Below are 16845 nucleotides of genomic sequence, written 5' to 3' on the forward strand. Positions count from 1 at the left end.
CCCATGGCGCTTCCGGCCCACAGCCGCCATTGGCCGAAAGGCTAAGTTCTGCAGCGCAGCTTACTCGTTTCAGACATTCGTATCGTCTACACACTCGACACAAAGCCGCCTTCTGACAGTGGCCAAATATTCCACACCTGTATTTTAGGAAATAAGAAATCCAATATTACAGTGTGTATGTAGGCGGAATGACAGAGGCCGCCACATCAACTCTGTCAAAAGTTTGAGATTTTTCGCCCTTCTGCACATCGGTGATATAGCTACGTCGCTAGCATTAGTTCATGCATTTCGCCGACGTCAGAGATTGCTTCAGAAAATTGATCGTGTCGCAAAACGGAATACTTCTCGTTGAAGAGAACGATACGGTTCGCATTTACTGGAATAGTTTCGTCTGGCACAGCTTCTGTGGAAATCGTTCCCAGGATAAGTTGCTGACTATCCAGCACCTTAGAGAAGATGAACTTGAAAATCGCCCCCACGTTGCTCGTGTCTTGCTCTTGTTGCTGCGGCGAATCGATGATCAGTGGACAGACTTTTGTGCCGCCAAATTTCTTCATGGTGTGTAACAGCGCAAAATACTGAGCTAGCAAGGCACGAGGGAGATCACTGCCTAGAGCGTTGTTTTTGATTACCTTAGTTGGTTCCGCATAATCGCTTTCCTCCAGAACGAAGACGTTTAAGGCGTTCAAAAATTCTTTCATACGCGACTGGTAGTATTCGAGGATGTCCTTTTTCCTCTTGGAGTCCAGCTTCAAGTCAGCCTTTAGCCTATCAATCGATTTCTGAACCTCTTCAATTGACTCATCTTTACTAGCGATGTCTGCACCGAGTGAGACAACCATCTCCTTGTTGCCCTCTGAAGCAACAATGTCGCGCAATGTTACCTCAGATTTTTTTCTATTGAGCAACAGTTCCATTTCTTGAGTTTCTTGTCCAACCGATCTATATTGGCGCTCTGCTGCGTCGAGCTTCTCAGAAACTTCAATACGGGCTTTCTGGCGTTGATCTAGAATTCCTCGGCAGTAGTCCACGTCATCCAGCAGCCCAAATCTCTCTTGAAATGAATTCTCGAACTCTGTTCCGCATGTGGGGCAACCAATGACGTCGGGCGTTTCAAGCCGTGCAGCATACTCGTAGTCGGCGGACAGCTCAGATATTGAGCGACGTAGAATGGCGATATCTGTATCAATGCCGTTTCGTTCGTTCCTTACGTCTTTAACATTAGACAGAGCATCCTGTTGACGCGCTCTCTGCAGATTGTAAGCGTCGACCAACTGCTCCAACTCTTCCTTGAAAGCCTCAGGATCAAGGCTGACTTGGATTTGAGAGGAACGTTTCTGAAAAGTGGCTAGTGCAGTGGATAGCACGTTTCTTTCACCTTGGAGAGATGACTTCGCCTCTACGAATTGCATCTCTTTTTTCTTGGCATCGTAATAGCTCTGTGGGCGTATCCCCAGATGATACTCAATCATGTTCTTGCGATACGAAGTGAACTGCTGAAGCCCGCTGAACGACTCCCAACTTTTAGTCCAGCCAGCGTCTTGATCAACGTAAAATGGAAGAAAGTAGAAAGCTGGTCCGGCTCGCCCCAGATTGCCGTCCGCGCTCTTCTCCAGTTCAATGTTGAAACCCAGCTGTTCACAAATAAAATCAGCAATACCGCCTTCCGCTGATATGCCATTATGCCTTGAGAGCATACCCTTCTGGGCATCAAAGACACCAAAGTGTTTTCCATCCCTAACAATAAAGTAAGTTTCATCATTCAAGATGATTTCAGAACAGTAAAACACTTTAGCTCGCTTCCAGCGAGTATTATTCATTTGAGGCGCGTCGGCGCCAATAGAATGATAGAGGGATTTAATCAGCGTCGATTTACCAACGTCATTCTCCCCCGTCAGAATGTTGATCCCGAATTGGAAGCTCACTATCCTCGCGGCTTTCTCGAGCTTTGATACTATCCAAAGCCTTTTGAACACCAAGCCTGTCATCTTCACGACCTTTTCTTAGGTTTCTGATAAGTTTATGAAAATTAAATTTCCTCATTGAACACAATCACTACAAACGCCTGAAAGTAGAATTTTTCACCATACAGCGACAAGCCTTCTGTAAGCGTCTCCACTTGCAACAAAGCACTGGTAAGAAATCTCGGTAGTGTTTCTGGTACTGCGGAGTGGAACAAGTGTTCGAGGCGCTGCTTCAGTTTCTGTGCATCGCCGTTCGTTGGGTTGGTGTAGTCAGAAACTGCATTGGAGATCTTCTTTCCCAGTTTCATAAGATCAACAGCGGACCAACCAGCATCCTTCAGTTCGGTATTTACCAAGGCCATGTCAGGCACGCTAGTTCTGTTGTTTGCGACAAGCTGGATGGTGCCAGTCAGGAAATTACGGTCAACGCACTTCTTCCGTTTAAGGTCATCAGTGGAAGAAATGGTCTCAGCGTCGACGTTGTTTTTGCGATTGATCTCGTCTTGCACCAACCTAGTCCAAGCGTGCATGTTGACCCCATGGCCTTCTCCAAGCTCCGTTTTGAACAACTTGGACACTTCGCCCATCAGGAAGCTCTGCATGGCATCCAGCGAGATCCCGGTTGCAACAAAGTGCATGTTGCTTAGGCGGTCTTCATCAAAATCTGGTAGCTCGGCTGTCAGTTTATCTTTAATTGTCTTTACGTGGTTTTCCTTGAGGTCGGCCGCGCAAGAATTGCTACCGCAAAACGAAAACGGCACGTTCGAAACAAGAACTGTTTTGACCTGATGCCCCGCGCCGATGCCGTCAAAGTTGTCGTACATTTTGCCGAGGATCGAAGGCTTTTTCCCGTCATTTGCCTTGGCGCGCGCCAAATAGAACCCCAACGTAACGCTTGAAGATGACTTCTTTGTTTTGACTTGGCAAAAGTCTACTTGCTGTGGGTCGTCGCCCGGCTCCATGAAGACCACATCGTCGTGGTATTCGAAAGCAACCAGATAGTCGGCACCGTCTAGATGCTTCTTTATCATTTCGCAGAACGCCCAATTCTTTTGATAGTCAAACCGGAGGTTCGTATCGGCTCCAGCAGTTTCGCGCTGCGGCTTTTTCAACATCTCTTCAAGTAGTTGCCGTGACACCCTTAGCCCCCTAATGCCAAAGCAGAAGCGCGCTCAGTTTAGAGTTGTTGTCCGAAGATGCAAATCATAATCGCTTCGAACTGAGGCAAGGCCTTTGGGCCGCGAAGTTCTTCCTTGGGCGCATTGAAACAAGCTGCGTTTGAATGTCCGCTTTCGTTCCCTGGGGCCTAAGGTCTCCCAGACGCAGCGAATGTCGGCTCCCCGCCCTTCGTGTCGTCCATGAAGCTATCGGCCGGGTTCCTCGCTGAATGTCCGCTTCCTGAGGGCGGCCGGGACACCTTGGCGTCCGCAGCGAACGACCGCTGTCCGCCGTCTTGTAGTTGTTCCCCAACAACGCGACCGGCCCTGTCCCGACATTGCGCCTCTGGGCTGTCAGAGTGACGATTTGCGAGCCTGTGGGGCGTTGGCTGTTCGGTGAAGCTCGACCGCGCGACGGCAGGCGCCGCCCGGACCATCTGCACGGGCGGTTTTAAGCAGCTTCGATCACTCAGGAGGGCTCTTTACCCATGCGTTCCGCGCAGCGGTTGACCCAGTCCCGGATCTTCGGGTCTTCCGGCATGAGATCGGGGAACCATGAGAAGGGGGAACTGCACAGCATGTCGGCCGCGCTGAAACGCTCTCCCAACAGCCACGGACCGTTCGCCAGCGCGTCTTTCAACCTGTCGAGCATCGTGTCGAGATCGCGCAGCGATGCTGTCACCGCGGGATGGCTGAAGCCGGCCCAGTGCAGGACCAGCAGCGGTTCCATGATACCCTGATAGTAGAACAGCCAGGAGAGATACGCGCCCCGACCGGTCTCGCCGGGGAGCGGCCCCAGCTTCGCCTCTGGATAGGCGTCCGTCAGGTAGACGATGATAGCGCCGCGTTCGCGCACGGTGTCCTCGCCGTCGACCAGATAGGGCACCTTCTTCTCTGGATGCGGATTGTCGGGATCTGGTGCGCCCGTCCCGTCCAGACGGGAGATCGTGACCTCGCGGATCGTGACGTCGGCGTTCAGCATCTGAACCAGCGTCGCGACCGTGTCGGAGCGGGATCGGGGGGAATGGTAGAGAATTGGCATCGATAACTCCTTTCGATATCTGCCGGATCGGCCTACACTTCTCCTGCTGACAGAACGAGGCAGTAGCGTATGGCCCGCCAGGACCGATTGATGCGTTTGATGGAGGTTCTGCGTCGCCTACCTGCGCCGGTGACGGCGGAGCGTCTTGCCGCCGAAACCGAGATCTCCCGCCGCCAGCTCTATCGCGACATCGCAACCCTGCGGGCCGGCGGGGTCCTCATCGATGGCGCGGCGGGCTATGGCTACACGCTGACGGAAGACCCAGCCCTGCCGCCGCAGAGCTTTTCCCGCATCGAGATCGAGGCCCTGGCGCTGGGGATCGGCAGCCTCGACGCCTTGGGCGACGCGGATCTGGCCCGCGCCGGGCGCGACGCTATGGCCCGCATTATCGCCACGCTTCCGGACGGCCAGGCCCGCCAGGCGATGCATACGATCCTGCGATCTTGGCGACCGCCCGACACCCGGCCGATCGTGGAGGTCGACATGGACCTGATCCGACGCGCTTGCTGGGAGGAAACGAGCCTGTGGATTTCCTATCGCGACCTGAGCGAGCGCCGGACAGACCGGGAAATCTGGCCGCTCGGCCTATCCTACGGGCCGACTGCGCTGACACTCCTTGGCTTCTGCCAACTTAGACAGGACTATCGTCTGTTCCATGTTGCCCGGATCGTGGAAATGCGCCTGAGCGGCACCAGTTTCCGCCCGCGTCGCGTGGAGCTGCTCCGGGGCTACATTGCCAGCCGGTTTACGGAGCGCGAAAAGGTGAGCGGTCGTAGCTGATGCGCGGCTAGAACATTCGCTTGATGGTTGAGCACTTTCGAGTGGGGCTTCGCAGCGGACCAGTCAGCTGGATCTGATAATCGCGACCCAGGCAGTCCGTCGCTCCCGGCCCATTGCCGACCTCCGTTGCTTCAAACTGTGCTGCGACGCAGCTTGCTAGAAGCAGCCATTCAATTTGAGCAACCTCCGGTCGTGGCAACTGTTGGCACACGCCTTGAGAAAGCTTAACTCCATCACCATATATTGATCCGGATTGAACGCTAAGTCCAAATGAGGTGTTCCTGTGTCAGTATTTTCCTTATGGCTCCAGACGAATTGGCTAGAGGCGATAATGCTATTTGCCTCAATAGCCGCCGTGGTAGTGACCATAGTAGCTGTACGAGTTGCAGTCTTGGCTCTGAAAGTTGCTAGGCGATCGGCTCAATCTACAGATGAAGCGCATGAGAGAAGTGTTAGGCTGCAGGCGCAAACAGTCGTTGCTGAAGCATGCGGTAGTTTCCAAAGATTGAAATCTACGTGTGATGTGAGCCGAATGAAATGGGAACAACATCGACTGAGGACTGGCCCAACTTTCGGTGCAAGCGCATTTGTCGCAAGTAGAGGAATGAAAGAAATATCAACGATTAAGAGACAGGCATCAGAAGTGTTGCACGCCTCGGTTGAAAGTCTTCAGTCCATCGATGAGATGACGCTAAGTGATCTCGAGGACGCAATACCTAGGGTCCGCCAAGCAGTGTCCAAAATCGACGCCTTAGCACAACACATTCAAGAACCTGGGAACGCGTTTCACTAGCGGCCCTTTCCGGACATTCGCCAGGCCGGCCCCGCTGCAGCGCAGCTTTTCTAAAGCGGCCATCGGCGGCTCCGTGCAGCGCGGTCTGGCACTTCAAGGTCGGCTCTGCGAAACAAACCGTTGTTTCGCTGCTTCTTGCTCGAAGGTTCGGTTCTGCAGAGTTCTGCAACAACGCCGATTACGACGCGAACGCAGCACCAACCAGCATTGGTCCGACGAAGATTTTTGAGACGGCTAACCATTTGTAAAGATTGGCTACGGCAGGGCGTGACAAAATCGATCCTTTCAGATAGCTGCGATAGGCAGAACACGGCTTCATTTTTAAGCCCCTGGAGCGCCCGGCCATAAACCTGAATCGCCGATACCCTGCCATGCTGAGCATTCCCGGGACATTGGCGTTACTTGATGCCTCAAGTTAAAGGCCGGACGGCTTAACCCATATTGTCCAAAGCGAGAATACCATTTAGATGCGAAGTGTTTTTATAGCATCCGTAGCCGGAATAGCAGGCGTTATACTAGGCGCATGGAGTAGTGATATTCTTAGAAGTGGACAACAAAGCAGTTACTTCGAAGCCAATGATATTGAAAACTACTTCCTAAAAAACCCTCTCGTATCAAAACATAATATCAGCTTACCGGAAATAGTTGGATCAAGTTGGGAAGCAGCTTGTTTTCTAGGTGTGGGTGCAAACGCAACATTAGTGCTGGATGGCATTTTAGGCATAAATAGCTGGAATTTGAAAAGCGGACGCATTGTCGATGAAGGCCTACTAGACTATCTCAGCAAAGTCATTCTGTATAATGCAGATGGTGCGGTATACGTCATGAGCTTCGACGAGCGCGATTACAAATTTTTCGCCCCGTCAAATTGTCATGCGACAGAAAAAGTTTCCATTTCTCGCACCTCAGAAGAAGTAAATTCTGATCCGGATGGTTATGGCGATCATCTAATCACATACCGTATAACAGTTAAGGAGTGATACCATGGCAGACCTTTGGCAACAGGCTGTAAATTGGGCTCGAAACCAGAACACTCATTGGGAAGGCATAGCTCGAGACGTCATTAACAGAGGGAACCTGGGCTATTCTGAAAGCGGTATTGTTGTTAACTTGGATGTCCTGAAGCGGCGTTGTTGCGGAACTCCCGCCTAAGACGCACTTCCCCTTTTCCCGTTCGGTGTCAGGATACACGAACGATCTCGGCGGTGCCGAGGGCTGAGAAGCGGTTCATGAGGGCGATGCGGATGTGGATTTCGGCGGTCTGGCGGTCTGGCGGTCGGGGTCTCGTGGGGCGATGCGCTCACCGAAGGCCTTGAGTCATCGCATCTTTGCTTCGACTCGACTTCGCATGTGGTAGCCGGTCCAACGCTTCGAGAATGCCCTGCCATAGTGGCGCGTCGCGCGCAGGGTTTCGTTCCGGACCCGGGCTGCCATGCCGTCGTCCTGTTATAGTCCGACCAGTTCGTCGTGCGGTATCGGGTGGGTGAGGGCTTCGGCATATCCCCCTCCTAACTTCATGGATTCGTGCTGTGAATCCTCGCCGGGCAGAGTTTTGCAACAACGCCTTCTAACCCCAAACGTTTCGTTACAGATTTCTGGAACGGCTAACACCTTGACCGGGATCGGGCGGCTATGGCCGAATGCTGGGCGTCCTTTACGGCGCCGATGGGCGCGATGTCGGGCAGGTCCTCATTGATCGCGGACTTGCGAAAGCGTCTATCTTCCATTCACCGGGTTCCAGTTTGCTGCCCTCGTCTTGAATGATACCGTCGGTGGTCGATCCTCGCCCTCGAAAAGCTGTACCAGCCGAAAGAGGTGTCTGGTTAGCTCCAGCTGTTACTGAAAAGCCAGTTGTACTATTTTTGAAAGTGACGTTCGCGTGACCTGAAGCAGAGAAAGCTCCCGAAGAGCCCGATGTGCCATCGTAAACGTTGAACTGTATTTCGTAGTCAGCCATTATTGAACCTCAATATTAAATATTGTGAAACCATCACAGTCTAGGGCTTCAGACAGTACGACATCTTTGGAATCTATATGGAATTCATAGATGCTGTCGTAACCGCGTCCCTTGACGGAAAATACACGCTGTAGCGCTGAATCCGTCAATTTATTGATTTCAGGATTTATAAAATTAGAAATATCCCAATTATTTCCGAGAACAGCAACAGACACAGGCACAGATTTCAAATTTCCCAAAAACGTCCTTCTTGTCGTTGTTCTTGCGAAAACTGGTGAATTCCAATCCCAGAAGTTTGGCCATCGCATTTCAGGGGTCGTGCGATTATCTTGTGCCTGCAAGCGAGCTTCTTGTGCTTCATTAAACTTTTCGAGCCAATCATAATAGCCAAGAAATACAATATCACCGCATGTTAGAGATTCATTATCGGTAATTGCCGACGGCGAGAGATGAAGGGCGCGTTTAAATTCAGGATCGCTGGGAGGCGTATTCGCCAGTTGCGGGTCACTACCTCTGCGTATCACCTCGGGGCCATCGATCTGAACGCGGAACAGATCAGTAAAAAACCGCCTGAGATTTATGAGCGGATCACCCATAGCTATACCTTCCGACACAAGCACAAAACACATCGCTGCCACGAAGAACATTGGTGTAAAAAATCTGCAAAACTCTTTACGTATGATCATTCGGACTGTAGCTCAACGTGATCAAATTATATTGGATTATATACGCTTGCATATCTGACATAGTGGATTTTGTCACGTCCTGACGTAGCGAGCCTTTTCAGATGGTCAACTGATCCAAACCGACATTCCCCAAGTAGCCTGCCGTTTGCACATCATTTGCGAGGCCGAAGCCGCCTGTGCGTCGACAGCACGGCCGCCCATGATCTGACGCATGACGGGATCGACCGCCAGCCGGTCAGCATCGTTGACGTCCTCGTATCCTGCCAAACGGCCGTAGACCGATTGCCTAAACAGCCCGTCGAGCCGATGGACCGTGTTCTTGCCACGGCGGTCATTGAGCGCACCCGACGCAAGATCAGACAGCCCGAGCGCGTCATCCAACTCGCGCTTCACCAGAAGACCTACATCCGAACTGAGCTGAGCGCCTCGGGATTACAGCCGCAACCGGCGGTCGAAATTCACACGATCTGCCCGCTGCAAGTCCGCACCCTCTGGCTGATCCATGAAATACTCCCATCACAGTCGACAACGCTATGATTTATACAGAAAATACGACGATCATGAGAGTAAAATCAGCGAATTACTTGGGGAATGCGGCTCATGGCGGGAGACTTTGATCGACACGTCGCAGAGCTACAGGTCCGTATCGCCGTCCTGAACGGCTACACCGCGCTTGGCATACCCATCACAGATGGCTGCGGGAAAAGTCCGTCCGGGGAAAGGGGAGATTTGTCCGTCAGCCGATTTGTGCAACAGAGCCCCTTCACGTCCTCAAGGACTGCTTAGCGGTCTGTTTCGCGGCGTTTCGAGGCGCTACAGGCCGACGTGCTGGACCGTATGACCAGATGTGGCGGGATTTGGTCATAGCCCGCGCCGAGTGGCGTGTCGCTCTGCAGGGCCGAGACCAGTCGCTCTGCGGCCTGCCGGCCAAGCCGCGCCCGTGGCTGATGGATGGTTGTCAGCGGCGGAAGGAAATGGCCCGCGAAATCGACATCGTCGAACCCGATCACGCTGACATCCCGCGGCACCTTGAAGCCGAGCCTGTAGCATTCGGAGATGAATCCGAAGGCGCATTCGTCCGATGCGGTAAAGACCGCCGTCGGACGATCGGCGATATTTGCCCACGCATGTGCGGCTGCGGCGCCCGCTTCGATCGTGAATCCGCCTTGGTGGATCTCGGGTGATAGTCCCCGCGCGGCCATGGCGTCCTCGAACCCGGCTCGCCGCGCATGGCTTAAAACGTTCTCGGACGGACCGGCGACATGCAGGATCCGCGTATGCCCCAGATCCGCAAGGTGATTGACTGCGACACGGGCGGCGGCGGCATTGTCGATCTGAAGGCCGGGCAGGGCGTAATCGTCGTTCCATTCGCACAGCTGGATGACCGGCAATTTCCAATTGCGGACCATCTCCGGCCGCAAGGCACCGTCGAGCAGCACGATCCCGTCGGCCCGTCCGCACTGGACTATGGTCTCGAGCATATCGGTTCCAGCACGGCTGTCGGAGATCTGGACCGCGAGCCCGGCTTGCCCAGCGACATCCTGGATGGCAGCGATGATACGGTTGAAGAAGGTATTGGCGAGGTTCGGCGCGAGAACCAGGATTGCGCGCGGCTGCTGCCGGCGTAAATCCCGGGCGGCCGCGTTGATCCGATAGCCCGTGGCGGCGACAGCGGCCATGACGCGGGCCCGCGTCTCTTCGCCGACGATACCGGGCGAGGACAGCGTCCGGCTGACCGTGGCGGTCGACACGCCTGCTGCGGCTGCAACGTCTGCGATCCGAACGCGAGTGCTCATCGGGTCTCCTTACATCGCTCAGGAGCAAGAAAGAGGCTTGTCTGCGAGTCTTGCCGCTGATGTAATCGATTACAGGAGGCTGAGTCGATACGCCAGTGGAGGGGTGTACGTCTCGGAAAGGGAGGACATATGAAGACGATCAAGGGCCCCGGCCTGTTCCTGGCGCAATTCGCCGGCGACGAGGCGCCATTCAATTCATGGGACGGTATCACGCGGTGGGCCGCGGAGGTCGGCTACAAGGGCGTGCAGGTACCGGTCTGGGACGCGCGCCTCGTCGATCTCGATCAACTCGCCACATCCGACACATATCGCGACGAATGGGTCGGGACGGCGCGCGAAAACGGGGTCGAGATCACCGATCTGTCCACGCATATCCTTGGTCAGCTCGTGGCCGTGCATCCCGCCTATGACGCCTGGGTCGACGGCTTCGCGCCGCCCGAGGTGCAGGGCAAGCCCGCGGCCCGACAGGAATGGGCGAGCGTACGCATCAGGACGGCGCTGTCCGCATCGCAAATGCTTGGCATCGGCCAGCATGTCACTTTCTCGGGCGGGCTCGTCTGGCCCTTCGTCTATCCGTTCCCGCAGCGGCCGCAGGGCCTTGTCGACACCGCTTTCGACGAACTGGCCGCGCGCTGGCGTCCGATCCTCGATCATGCCGAGGAATGTGGTGTCGACGTCTGCTACGAGATTCACCCGATGGAGGATCTGCACGACGGCGTCACCTTCGAAATGTTCCTCGAACGCCTGGACGGGCACGCGCGTTGCAACATGCTTTACGATCCGTCGCACTACGTCCTGCAATGCCTTGATTATCTCGATAATCTCGACATTTATGCCGAGCGCATCAAGATGTTCCACGTCAAGGATGCGGAGTTCAATCCGACCGGGCGGCAGGGCGTTTACGGTGGCTACCAGCCTTGGGTGAATCGCGCGGGCCGCTTCCGCAGCCCCGGTGACGGCCAAGTCGAGTTCGGCGCGATCTTCTCGAAGCTCGCGGCCATGGATTTCGACGGCTGGGCCGTCGTCGAATGGGAATGTGCGCTCAAGCATCCAGAGGACGGCGCGCGCGAGGGTGCGCAATTCGTCCGCGATCACATCATCCGCGTGACGCCGCATGCCTTCGACGATTTCGCGAGCGGCGACATCGACGAGGCCACAAACCGCAAGATGCTGGGGTTGGACGCATGAGACGGATCAGACTTGGCATGGTTGGCGGCGGCTCGGACGCCTTCATCGGCGGGGTTCACCGGATCGCCAGCCGCATCGACGGACACTACGATCTCGTGGCAGGGGCGCTGAGTTCCACGCCCCAGCGGGCGAAGGCGAGCGGCGAGGCGCTCGGGCTCGATCCGGCCCGCTCCTACGGCTCCTTCGAGGAGATGGCCGAGGCCGAGGCCGCCCGCAAGGACGGCATCGAGGCGGTCAGCATCGTCACCCCGAACCACGTGCATTTCGCAGCCGCCAAGCCGTTTCTCGAGCGTGGCATCCACGTGATCTGCGACAAGCCGCTGACTGCGACCCTCGAAGACGCGGAGGCGATGGAAAAGGCGGTCGCGGCGAGCGATGCGCTGTTCATCCTGACGCACAATTACACCGGCTACCCGATGGTGCGGCAGGCGCAGGACATGGTTGCGGACGGTGCGATCGGCACGCTCCGGCTGGTCCAGATCGAGTATCCGCAGGACTGGATGACCGACGACGTGGAGAGCCAGGGCGTCAAGCAGGCCGAATGGCGGACCGATCCTGCCCGCTCCGGCGCGGGCGGCGCCATCGGCGATATCGGCACGCATGCCTTCAATCTCGCGGCCTTCGTAACGGGCCAGGTGCCGGACCGTCTCGCGGCCGATCTGCACAGTTTCGGCGCGGGTCGCGCGCTCGACGACAACGCGCATGTCATGCTGCGCTATGCGAGCGGCGCGCGCGGCATGCTCTGGTGCAGTCAGGTCGCGCCCGGATGCGAGAACGGTCTGCGCCTGCGGATCTTTGGTGAGGTAGGCGGCCTCGAATGGGCGCAGGAAGAGCCCAATTCCCTCTGGTACACGCCGCATGGCGAGCCGACGCGCCGGATCACCCGGAACGGCGCGGGCGCGACCGAGGCAGGCAATTTGGTCAGCCGCATTCCGGCGGGACATCCCGAAGGCTACCTCGAGGCCTTCGCCACGCTCTACTCCGAGGCCGCCGAGGCCATCCGCGCCGCGCAAGGCGGCCAACCGCGCTCGGCGCTCATGGGCAAACTGCCGGGCCTTTCGGCAGGGCTCGACGGCATGGCGTTCATCCGCGCCTGTGTGACGTCCTCGCGGGATGACGCGGCCTGGGTCACGATATGACGGCTGAGCCGGTCCTTTGCCTGCGCGACGTGCGCAAGAGCTTCGGCCCGGTCGAGGTGCTGCATGGCGTCAGCTTGGATCTTCGCGCGGGCGAGGTGCTCGCACTGATCGGCGAGAACGGTGCGGGCAAGTCCACCACGATGAAGATACTCGCAGGCTATCAGCCGGCGAGCGCGGGACGGATCCTGCTGGATGGCGAAGAGGTCACCTTTGGTTCCCTGCACGACGGCGAGGAAGCTGGGATCGTGATGATCCATCAGGAGTTCAATCTCGCCGAACAGCTCACCGTGGAGCAGAACATCTTTCTCGGGCGCGAGCTGCGGCGCGGCCCATTTCTCGACAAGCGCCGGATGCGGCGGCTGGCGCGCGACTATCTAGGCCGGGTGAATTGCCGTGTGCATCCCGATGCGAAGGTGTCGGAGCTGTCGAACTCGGACAAGCAGATGGTCGAGATCGCCAAGGCGCTGAGCCGCGATGCCCGCGTTCTCATCATGGATGAGCCCACCGCCGTGCTGACCGGATCCGAGACTGAGATCCTGTTCGACCAGGTGCGCCGCATGACGGAGCAGGGAACAGCCGTCCTTTTCACCTCGCACAAGCTCGGCGAGGTCTCCGCGATCGCGGATCATGTCACGATCCTGCGGGATGGGGCGGTCGTGCATGACGGCCGGGCCGCAGGGATCAGCGAGGACGGGATGGCGACCGCGATGGTCGGGCGCGATGTCTCTGACCTCTATCCTTTGAAGACGGGCGAACCGGGCGAGGTGATGCTCAAGGTCGAGAACCTTACCGTGCCGGGCCATGCGCGTGGCGTTTCCTTCGAGCTTCGCCGCGGAGAGATCCTTGGTGTCTCCGGTCTCATCGGGGCCGGCCGGACCGAAGCCTTCGAGGGTCTCTGCGGCCTGCGCGCCGCGAGCGCAGGCTGCGTCGAGATTGCCGGGCGCGCCGTCTCGATCACGCGGCCGAGGGACGCGCTCGAACACGGTCTCTGCTATCTGACCGAGGACCGCAAGCTGCGCGGTCTGCTGCTCGACAAGTCCATGCGGGTCAATCTGACCTTGCAGGCTCTCGATCGCTTCGGCGGCTTGATGATCGACCGGGCGGCCGAGGACCGCGCCCTCGATGCGGCCATAGAAGAGTTCGACATCCGCGCGGGCCAGCGGAACATGGCGGTCGGCAACCTCTCGGGCGGGAACCAGCAGAAGCTGCTTCTGGCCAAGATAATGCAGTCCGAGCCTTTGATCCTGATTGCGGATGAGCCGACACGCGGTATCGATATCGGCACCAAGCAGCAGATCTACACCTTCCTTCGCGGCCTGGCCGACCGAGGGCACGGCGTCGTTATGATCTCGTCCGAGATGCAAGAAGTCATCGGCCTTGCCGACCGCGTCATGGTCATGCGCACGGGCGAAGTAGCTGGGACGCTGACGAAAACCGAGATGACCGAGGACAAGATCGTGCGGCTCGCGGTCGGACTTGGTGCGAATGAAGAGGGGCGGGTGGCCTGATGACTTCTGAGACGACAAATACTCGCGCCTTGCGCAGCCTCCCCTCGATGAGCGTGCTCGGGCCAATCCTCGCGCTGGTCGTGCTTGTCGCGATCGGCGCGATGATGAACTCGAATTTCCTCGGCGCGGCGAACGTCACCAACGTGCTCGCGCGGTCCGCCTTCATCGGCATCATCGCCGTGGGAATGACCTTCGTCATCACCGCGGGCGGTCTGGACCTATCGGTCGGATCGATGGCGGCCTTCATCGCCGGACTGATGATCCTGGTGATGAACGCGGCACTGCCGTCGCTCGGCGTCGGAGTTCCGATCATTCTTCTCGGCATGCTGGTGGCGGTGGTCGCGGGTAGTCTCGCTGGGATGCTGAACGGCTTTCTCATCACGACCGTCGGGATCGAAGCCTTCATCGTCACGCTTGGGACGATGGGCATCTACCGGAGCCTCGTCACATGGCTCGCGGACGGCGGAACCCTGTCGCTCGATTTCGGCCTGCGCACCTTCTACCGTCCGGTCTATTTCGAAGGCATCCTCGGCATCTCCTGGCCGATCATCGTGTTCGCGCTCGTCGTCCTCATCGGAGAGGTGCTCATGAGCCGCGCGCGCTTCGGGCGGCATTGCGCGGCGATCGGCTCCAGCGAGGCGGTTGCGCATTACTCGAATGTCGACGTCAACCGGACGCGGCTGCTGACTTACGCGATGCTCGGCCTGCTCGTCGGGATCGCGACCATCATGTATGTCCCGCGCCTGGGGTCCGCCTCGGCCTCGACCGGTCTTCTGTGGGAGTTGGAAGCCATCGCCGCGGTCATCATCGGCGGTACAGTGCTCAAGGGCGGGTTCGGTCGGGTATGGGGCACCGTCATCGGCGTGCTGATCCTGAGCCTCATCGACAACATCCTGAACCTGACCGACCTGGTGTCGCCCTATCTCAACGGCGCGATCCAGGGCGTCATCATCATTCTCGCCGTCATTCTGCAGCGAGAAGCCAAGGCCAAGCGCTAAAACGCCCGGCCGATCAACTGGGAGGAACCGAGATGTCATACATAAAGACGACACTTATGAGCTGTACCATTCTGGCGCTGTCGGGCGCGGCTTGGGCACAAGACGATACGACCGTGATCGGCGTGTCGATCCCGGCCGCGACGCATGGCTGGGCTGGCGGAATGAACTTCCACGCGCAAGAGACCGTCGAACGCCTCGAAGACGCGTATCCGCAGCTCGATTTCGTGCTGACGGCGGCCTCCGATGCGGGCGCGCAGGTCAACGATATCGAGGACATGGTCGCCACTCGCGGCATCGACGCGCTGGTCGTGCTGCCGTTCGAGAGCGACCCGCTCACCCCGCCGATCCAGTCCGTCGCCGAGAGCGGCGTTTGGGTGACGGTTGTGGATCGCGGTCTCAGCCAGGACGGTATCGAGGATCTCTACGTCGCGGGTGACAATCCCGGCTTCGGCCACGTCTCGGGGCAGTACATGGTCAGCCAGATGCCCGACGGCGGCGACATCGTCGTGCTCCGCGGTATTCCGACAACGATCGACAACGAGCGTGTCGAGGGTTTTGAATCGGCCATCGAAGGGTCCGGCATCAATATCCTCGACATGGAACACGGCAACTGGAACCGCGACGACAGCTTCAACGTGATGCAGGATTTCCTGCAGAAGCACGACCAGATCGACGCGGTCTGGGCCTCGGACGATGACATGGCCGTCGGCGTTCTCGCCGCCATCGAAGCCGCCGGACGCGACGACATTCAATTCGTTCTCGGCGGCGCGGGCATGAAGGAGATGGTCAAGCGCGTTATTGACGGCGACGAGATGATCCCCGCCGACGTCACCTATCCGCCGGCTATGATCGCGACGGCCATCGAGATGACCGCGGTCGGCATGGTGTCGAACGCGCCAGTCTCGGGCACCTTCACCATCGGCTCGGTCCTGATCACGCCCGAGAACGCCGAGCAGTACTACTACCCCGACAGCCCGTTCTGATCCGTTCGACATCGCGAAAAGATGCGCGCCCGCTTCCTTCGCAAAGCGGGCGCGTTCGCCTCGCGGGAACAGACAGCTTCGATGGAGAAGGTTACGGACAAAGATTGCCGAGGCTGACGCCCTTCGCCCTCGCCCTCGCCCTCGCTCAAGATCCTCGCAGACTTCGGTGCCACCGGGGATCAAACCGCAACTCCGAAGCCGTGTCATTTCGGTGTCGGAGATCGGGATAGCCGAAATATTGCGCTCTTGCCGCGAAGGTCGGCTTCCCGCCCTTCGTGTCGTCCAGGCGGGTACCGCCCCAGGTTCCTCACTGAATGTCCGCTTCCTGAGGCCGGGCGGGGGACCTTGGCGTCTACAGCGAATGACCGGTTTCCGCCCTTCCGGGACCTAAGTCGGGGCCGCAACTAAGGCCTGCTTCCCGCCCTTTGATCGGTCAACCCGGTCCGAACGTGTGAGCCGGACCAAGTGAGGGCTCCAGCGTTGATGCCAAGATGTGTTCGCAACTGCAGAGAAGGTCCGGAAACCGCCCCTGGTGTCGATCGAGCGGGTTCCGGCCTTGGCTCTCGCTTGAATGGCCGCTTCCACGGTGCGGGCGAGGTGCCTTCGCGACCGCGGCTAAGGTCCTGTTTCCGCCCTCCCTCACGACTGACTGCGCCCGTGCAAATTGAACTGAGCACGTACGGCGAATGGCAGGAAGGTCCCGCAAAGCAGCCATCTAGGCAGCTAAAATAACGCGCGCCTTGCGAACGTCCGGTTCGGTGAAGCCGCGCGGCGGCGAGCCGACCGGCGAACGGCAGCTAAGGGCCGTTCGCGACCGGTAGCACTTAGGGGTCATTAATCATTTATGTGTTGGT

12 protein-coding genes and 3 pseudogenes are annotated in these 16845 nt (G+C 57.7%); 8 read left to right on the forward strand and 7 right to left on the reverse strand.

What is annotated here, in order from left to right:
• Positions 1-260: 260 nt before the first annotated feature.
• The 3 genes from RM543_RS18690 to RM543_RS18700 form a co-directional block, all read right to left on the reverse strand.
• Positions 261-1925, reverse strand: a complete 1665-nt coding sequence (locus tag RM543_RS18690) for a coiled-coil domain-containing protein (RefSeq protein WP_311694422.1) — start codon at positions 1923-1925, stop codon at positions 261-263.
• A gap of 104 nt (positions 1926-2029) precedes the next feature.
• Complete coding sequence (locus RM543_RS18695) at positions 2030-3103, reverse strand: dsDNA nuclease domain-containing protein (protein ID WP_311694424.1); 1074 nt, start codon at positions 3101-3103, stop codon at positions 2030-2032.
• 487 nt (positions 3104-3590) lie between these two features.
• Positions 3591-4163 (reverse strand): glutathione S-transferase family protein, encoded by a 573-nt coding sequence (locus RM543_RS18700; RefSeq protein ID WP_311694425.1) that lies wholly within the window; start codon positions 4161-4163, stop codon positions 3591-3593.
• A 69-nt stretch (positions 4164-4232) separates the two neighbouring features.
• Here RM543_RS18700 and RM543_RS18705 point away from each other — a divergent pair, with 69 nt between their 5' ends.
• Entirely contained in the window at positions 4233-4943 is a 711-nt protein-coding gene (locus RM543_RS18705; protein ID WP_311694427.1) for a helix-turn-helix transcriptional regulator, read from the forward strand.
• A gap of 1260 nt (positions 4944-6203) precedes the next feature.
• Positions 6204-6716: a hypothetical protein gene (locus RM543_RS18710; RefSeq protein WP_311694430.1), complete on the forward strand. Its 513-nt coding sequence runs from the start codon at positions 6204-6206 to the stop codon at positions 6714-6716.
• A 200-nt stretch (positions 6717-6916) separates the two neighbouring features.
• On the opposite strand, the pseudogene RM543_RS18715 reads toward RM543_RS18710, so the two are convergent.
• The 3 genes and pseudogenes from RM543_RS18715 to RM543_RS18725 form a co-directional block, all read right to left on the reverse strand.
• Positions 6917-7182 (reverse strand): annotated as a pseudogene (locus RM543_RS18715) (IS5/IS1182 family transposase); the annotation flags it as partial.
• 510 nt (positions 7183-7692) lie between these two features.
• The gene (locus tag RM543_RS18720; RefSeq protein ID WP_311694432.1) at positions 7693-8379 is read right to left on the reverse strand and encodes a hypothetical protein; all 687 of its coding nucleotides are present in this window, start codon (positions 8377-8379) and stop codon (positions 7693-7695) included.
• 153 nt (positions 8380-8532) lie between these two features.
• Positions 8533-8883: pseudogene (locus tag RM543_RS18725) on the reverse strand (transposase); the annotation flags it as partial.
• A gap of 84 nt (positions 8884-8967) precedes the next feature.
• Between RM543_RS18725 and RM543_RS18730 the strand changes: the two are divergent.
• Positions 8968-9081: pseudogene (locus RM543_RS18730) on the forward strand (IS5/IS1182 family transposase); the annotation flags it as partial.
• A gap of 80 nt (positions 9082-9161) precedes the next feature.
• On the opposite strand, the gene RM543_RS18735 reads toward RM543_RS18730, so the two are convergent.
• Positions 9162-10175, reverse strand: coding sequence for a LacI family DNA-binding transcriptional regulator (locus tag RM543_RS18735; protein ID WP_311694434.1), 1014 nt, complete (start codon positions 10173-10175; stop codon positions 9162-9164).
• 129 nt (positions 10176-10304) lie between these two features.
• Between RM543_RS18735 and RM543_RS18740 the strand changes: the two genes are divergently transcribed.
• From RM543_RS18740 to RM543_RS18760, 5 genes are read left to right on the forward strand one after another with little or no spacing between them, the layout of a single operon-like run.
• Complete coding sequence (locus tag RM543_RS18740) at positions 10305-11363, forward strand: sugar phosphate isomerase/epimerase family protein (protein WP_311694436.1); 1059 nt, start codon at positions 10305-10307, stop codon at positions 11361-11363.
• Positions 11360-12502 carry a Gfo/Idh/MocA family oxidoreductase gene (locus tag RM543_RS18745; RefSeq protein WP_311694438.1) on the forward strand — a complete coding sequence of 381 codons (1143 nt, stop codon included), beginning with the start codon at positions 11360-11362 and terminating at the stop codon, positions 12500-12502. The genes RM543_RS18740 and RM543_RS18745 overlap by 4 nt, the downstream gene beginning before the upstream one ends.
• Positions 12499-14010 carry a sugar ABC transporter ATP-binding protein gene (locus RM543_RS18750; protein ID WP_311694440.1) on the forward strand — a complete coding sequence of 504 codons (1512 nt, stop codon included), beginning with the start codon at positions 12499-12501 and terminating at the stop codon, positions 14008-14010. The genes RM543_RS18745 and RM543_RS18750 overlap by 4 nt, the downstream gene beginning before the upstream one ends.
• A 47-nt stretch (positions 14011-14057) precedes the next feature.
• The gene (locus RM543_RS18755) at positions 14058-15008 is read left to right on the forward strand and encodes an ABC transporter permease (protein WP_311694442.1); all 951 of its coding nucleotides are present in this window, start codon (positions 14058-14060) and stop codon (positions 15006-15008) included.
• Between the two features lie 56 nt (positions 15009-15064).
• Positions 15065-15991, forward strand: a complete 927-nt coding sequence (locus RM543_RS18760; protein WP_311694444.1) for an ABC transporter substrate-binding protein — start codon at positions 15065-15067, stop codon at positions 15989-15991.
• Positions 15992-16845 lie beyond the last annotated feature (854 nt).

It is taken from the genome of Tropicimonas omnivorans (assembly GCF_031846565.1).
GTDB lineage: Bacteria > Pseudomonadota > Alphaproteobacteria > Rhodobacterales > Rhodobacteraceae > Tropicimonas_B > Tropicimonas_B omnivorans.

Coding starts and splice junctions, on each gene's coding strand:
- RM543_RS18760 (WP_311694444.1), top strand. CDS start 15,065: ATGAGCTGTACCATTCTGGCGCTGTCGGGCGCGGCTTGGGCACAAGAC.
- RM543_RS18710 (WP_311694430.1), top strand. CDS start 6,204: ATGCGAAGTGTTTTTATAGCATCCGTAGCCGGAATAGCAGGCGTTATA.
- RM543_RS18745 (WP_311694438.1), top strand. CDS start 11,360: ATGAGACGGATCAGACTTGGCATGGTTGGCGGCGGCTCGGACGCCTTC.
- RM543_RS18750 (WP_311694440.1), top strand. CDS start 12,499: ATGACGGCTGAGCCGGTCCTTTGCCTGCGCGACGTGCGCAAGAGCTTC.
- RM543_RS18700 (WP_311694425.1), bottom strand. CDS start 4,163: ATGCCAATTCTCTACCATTCCCCCCGATCCCGCTCCGACACGGTCGCG.
- RM543_RS18740 (WP_311694436.1), top strand. CDS start 10,305: ATGAAGACGATCAAGGGCCCCGGCCTGTTCCTGGCGCAATTCGCCGGC.
- RM543_RS18720 (WP_311694432.1), bottom strand. CDS start 8,379: ATGATCATACGTAAAGAGTTTTGCAGATTTTTTACACCAATGTTCTTC.
- RM543_RS18705 (WP_311694427.1), top strand. CDS start 4,233: ATGGCCCGCCAGGACCGATTGATGCGTTTGATGGAGGTTCTGCGTCGC.
- RM543_RS18755 (WP_311694442.1), top strand. CDS start 14,058: ATGAGCGTGCTCGGGCCAATCCTCGCGCTGGTCGTGCTTGTCGCGATC.
- RM543_RS18735 (WP_311694434.1), bottom strand. CDS start 10,175: ATGAGCACTCGCGTTCGGATCGCAGACGTTGCAGCCGCAGCAGGCGTG.